Origin of the sequence: Streptomyces nanshensis, from assembly GCF_001751255.1 — a bacterium.
Classification (GTDB): Bacteria; Actinomycetota; Actinomycetes; order Streptomycetales; family Streptomycetaceae; genus Streptomyces; species Streptomyces nanshensis_A.
In genome coordinates this window covers 5,537-8,895 of sequence record NZ_LJGW01000344.1, presented here as the reverse complement: position 1 = coordinate 8,895, position 3,359 = coordinate 5,537, and the positions used below count along the sequence as shown (strand labels likewise).

Annotated in this window: 2 protein-coding genes and 1 pseudogene; all 3 read right to left on the bottom strand. The window is 74.5% G+C overall.

Annotated elements, in window-relative coordinates; all coding sequences use genetic code 11:
* Window positions 1–38: 38 nt before the first annotated feature.
* Window positions 39–1,541, bottom strand: coding sequence for an MFS transporter (locus AN218_RS20480; RefSeq protein WP_079132384.1), 1,503 nt, complete (start codon window positions 1,539–1,541; stop codon window positions 39–41).
* 194 nt (window positions 1,542–1,735) lie between these two features.
* Window positions 1,736–2,312, bottom strand: a pseudogene (locus tag AN218_RS20475) (cytochrome b/b6 domain-containing protein); the annotation flags it as partial.
* Window positions 2,313–2,451: 139 nt separating this feature from the next.
* Entirely contained in the window at window positions 2,452–3,129 is a 678-nt protein-coding gene (locus tag AN218_RS20470; RefSeq protein WP_244900557.1) for a molybdopterin-dependent oxidoreductase, read from the bottom strand.
* Window positions 3,130–3,359 lie beyond the last annotated feature (230 nt).

Genomic DNA, 3,359 nt, shown 5'->3' with positions numbered 1-3,359 from the left:
CCCGCCGAGGGCCCGGCGGGGCCGTCCCGTCCGGTGGGTCAGCCGTCCTCGTGGAGCGCGGGCGCGGGCGGCACCTCGCGGGCGGGGCGCGGCAGGACGAACAGGATCAGCGCCGCGCACACCACCAGGACGAGGGCGGCGCTGCGGAAGGCCAGCCCGTAGCCGGCGGCCAGCGTCTCCGGGCTGTCGCCGTCCCCGATGCGGGCGGCGGCCACGGTGGAGAGCACCGCCAGTCCCAGCGAACCGCCCATCGTGCGGGCCGTGTTGAACAGCCCGGAGACCAGACCGGCCTCCGAGTGCGGCACTCCCGACATGGCGACGGACGCCAGCGGGGTGCCCGCCATTCCGCTGCCCAGCGCCATCAGCACACCGGGCCCGGTGACGGTCTCCAGGAAGCCGCCGCCCGCGTGCATCCCGCTCTGCCACAGACAGCCGGCGGCGGCCACCGCGACCCCGCACAGCGCGACGGTCCGCGCCCCGAGCCGCGCCATCAGCCACGGCGCCCCCTTCGAGCCGATCACGATGCTCAGCGACTGCGGTATGAAGCCCAACCCGGCCTGGAGCGGCGTGTAGTGGAGCACGTTCTGCATATAGAGCGAGACGAAATACCACATGCAGAACAGGGCGCCGCCGAAGATGAACATCGCGCCGTTCGACGCCGAGACCGCCCGGTTGCGCAGTAGCCGCAGCGGCACCAGCGGAGCACGGGCACGGGCCTCGACGGCGACGAACGCCCCGAGCATCGCCAGCCCCGCCGCGAGCGGCCACAGCACCGACGGCGCCGCCCAACCCGCGGCCTCCGTACGGACGATGGCCCACGCCAGGGTGCTCAGCCCGAGGGTGACCAGCAGCGCACCGGGCAGATCGAGGCGGCGTCCGGCGGTCGCATCCCGGCGCTCCGTGACCCACACCGCGGCGGCCAGCAGCACCAGCGCGCCGACGGGGACGTTGATCAGCAGCACCCAGCGCCACGACAGCGCGTCCGTAAGCACCCCGCCGACGAGACCGCCCGCCGCTCCCCCGCCCGCGCCCACGGCGCTCCAGGTCGCGATGGCCCGGGTACGGGCGCGGCCGGGCGGAGTGGCGGTGGTGAGGATCGTCAGCGTCGCCGGGGCGAGCACGGCGGCCCCGGTGCCCTGGAGGGCGCGGGCGGCGAGCAGTTGCCACGGCTCCTGGGCGAGACCGCCGAAGAGGCTGGCCGCGGTGAACAGCGCGAGTCCCGTCAGGAACGTCCGTTTCCGGCCGAAGATGTCGGCGGCCCGTCCGCCCAGCAGCATCAGACCAGCGAACGTCAGCGTGTAGCCGTTGAGCACCCATTGGAGCCCGGCGGCGTCCATGCCCAGTGCCGTACGCATGGACGGCAGGGCCACGTTGACCACCGAGACGTCCAGTACGACGAGGAACTGCCCGGCGCACGCGGCGAGCACCACGACCCACAGCCGAGCCGGGGTGTGGGAGTCCTCCGGGCCGTGCGTACCGGAGGAGCCGCCGGGGCCTCGGGGGGCGCCGGCGGCGGGGAGAGAGGGGGCCTTGTCTGTCATCGCCTGTCATGTTCGCAGCCGGGTGCGCGGGCGCCCAGCGGATATCGGCGTAACGAGGACAGTCAGTGACCTCGGCGTCGGTGCGGCGGCGGACCTCGGCGTGCGGCCGCTCTGTCCGGCCGGCCCGGCTCGTCCGGTCCGGCCGTCCCGGCGGACTCGTCCCGCCCGTCCGACTCCCCGTGCTCGTCCGGGAGTTGCCAGAGCGCGTGTTCGCGGCGGGCCCAGGCGCGGTCGGCCCAGCCCGTACGCATCGCCCGGCGGGCCTCCGGATACGCCCNTGCGCATTGCCCGGCGGGCCTCAGGGTGTGCCGCCGCCATCGCCACGTGCGCGGCGAGTACGACGCCGATGGCCAGAGCGAGCCAGTCGTGCACGAACGTCGCGCTCGTACGCCACACCAGCGGCGTGAGCCCGGTGAACCACATGAGCAGCCCGGTCGCGGCCATGACGAGCACCGCGCCTGCGATCCACGCCGCGAAGACCTTCTGCCCGGCGTTGAACTTGCCCGCGTCCCGGCCCCAGTCCTCGCCCAGCGGCGGCGACGGGCGGCGGGCGCGCCGGGCACGGCGCAGCCAGCGGCGGTCGTGCGGGCCGAAGCGGTTGAGGCGGCGCAGATCGGCCCGCAGCGCACGCGAGACGAGCGCGAGCAGCAGCGGCGCGGGGAGCAGCAGCCCGGACCACTCGTGGACGGTGACCAACAGGGCGCGGCGCCCCGCGAGTTGGGCGAGCCCGGGGACGTAGAGACAGAGCGCGGTGCCCACGCACACGGCCATCAGCGCGGCGGTCGCGTGATGGCACCAGCGCACGGCGCGGGCGAAGCGCAGCACGTCCGCGGAGTGCTCCGTACGGTTCGTCGCGTCCGTACGGTTCGAAGGGTCCGTGCGGTTCGCAGAGTCCGTACGGTCCACAGGGTCAGGCGGCTGTCGGAGCATCGTCACGTCCGTTCGACCTCCCGACCCAGCCGTCCACGGCGTAGCCGCGCTTCTCCCAGTATCCGGGCTCCACTTCGCGGGTCAGCTCGATGCCGGAGAGCCACTTCGCGGACTTGTAGAAGTACATCGGCGCGACGTACAGCCGTACGGGGCCGCCGTGTTGGTGGCCGACCGGCTCGTCCTGCATCCGCAGCGCGACCAACACATCGTCGCGCAGAGCCTGTTCCAACGTCAGGCTCTCGCTGTAGATGCCGTCGAAGCAGGTGAAGCGCACGGCGGTGGCCTCCTCGCGGACACCGGCCTGCCGGAGGAGATGGGAGAGCCGCACCCCCTCGAAGGGGGTGCCGGGGACGCGCCAGCCCGTCACGCACTGCACGTCGCGGACCATGCGCCGCTGCGGCATCGCGTGCAGGTCCGCGAGGCTGTGGCGGGCGGGGCGCTCGACGAGGCCGCCGACGGTGAGCGCGTAGTCGCGCGGGCCGCGGTGCGGTACGGAGGCCGCCACCGAGTAGTAGCGGAATCCGCCGCCGTTGGGCAGCAGCCCCGTGACGCCCGTCGGGTCCTTGCCGGAGACGGCGCCGAGAACGGTCTCCGTGCCGCGCTGTACGTACGGGGCGGCGGCCAGCCCTGCGGCGCCGAGGCCGAGCATGCCCAGCACGAGACGCCGTCCGACCGGGGAGCCCTCGCCGTCGGCGAGCGGTTCGGACGGCTGGGAGCCCGCGGCGGACGGGCCGGACGGAGCAGAGGCCGGGGCGGCCGGAGTCGGCCGCGGGGAGGGCGCGTCCGGCGGGGACGCGTCATGGGCGACGGCTCCGGCAGCCCCGGCGGCATCTGCTGCGCCGGCGGCGTGTGCCGTATCCGCTGCATCCGCCGCACGGCCTGAATCGG

Excerpts from the sequence above, each read along its gene's own strand:
- AN218_RS20480 (WP_079132384.1), bottom strand. The coding sequence starts at position 1,541 with ATGACAGACAAGGCCCCCTCTCTCCCCGCCGCCGGCGCCCCCCGAGGC.